Source organism: Corallococcus interemptor, assembly GCF_003668875.1.
Taxonomy (GTDB): Bacteria; Myxococcota; Myxococcia; order Myxococcales; family Myxococcaceae; genus Corallococcus; species Corallococcus interemptor.
Genome location: NZ_RAWM01000283.1, coordinates 1 through 826 on the forward strand (window position 1 = coordinate 1; position 826 = coordinate 826).

The following is an 826-nucleotide window of genomic DNA, read 5'->3' on the forward strand; positions in this document are numbered from 1 at the left end:
CCAAGCAACTGGTGCCGGCCCTGGCCGACCGTGGGGAGTACCTCGCCAGCGAGTCCAGCTTCTACCGCGTGCTGCGCGAGGCGAAGCAACTGGCCCACCGCGGACGCGCTCGCGCGCCTGTCGCGCGTCCGAAGGCGGAGCACGTGGCCCGCGCACCCAATCAGGTGTGGAGCTGGGACATCACCTACCTGCGGGGGCCCGTGCGGGGCGCCTACCTCTACCTCTACCTTGTCGTGGATGTGTACAGCCGCCGCATCATGGGCTGGCAGGTGCACACGGAGGAATCCGCGGAGCACGCCGCCACCCTCGTCCGTACCGCGTGGGAGGCCGCGGGCTGTCCCCAGGGCCTTGTCCTTCACTCGGACAACGGCGGGCCCATGAAGGGCGCCACGCTGATGGCGACGCTTCAGTGGCTGGGCGTCACCCCGTCTTTCAGCCGGCCCCGCGTCTCAGACGACAATGCCTTCTCCGAGGCCCTCTTCCGCACGCTCAAGTACCGGCCCTCCTTTCCCGGGAGCCCCTTCGCCTCGCGGGAGGAGGCTCGCGAGTGGGTGGCTCGCTTCACCGCCTGGTACAACGGCTTGCATCGCCACTCCGGCATTCGGTTCGTCACCCCCGACGAGCGCCACTTCGGCATGGAGGCGACCGTCCTCGCGCACCGCCACGCCGTCTATCTGCGCGCTCAGCGCCGAGCCCCAGCGGAACCTGTCAACGTGAGTGAGACAGCGAGTTCGTGAGATTACTGCGCAACCTCCAGTGAGTTGGCCAACCGGGCGGGGTTGTTGATCCAGACGGCACTCGGCAGCGTCTGCGGCTTGGGTGGGCC

1 protein-coding gene is annotated in these 826 nt (G+C 68.8%); it reads left to right on the forward strand.

Annotation, left to right across the window (positions count from 1 at the left end):
- Nucleotides 1-737: IS3 family transposase (locus tag D7X96_RS39120; RefSeq protein ID WP_121772006.1), on the forward strand; the 737-nt coding region annotated here is incomplete at its 5' end.
- Nucleotides 738-826 lie beyond the last annotated feature (89 nt).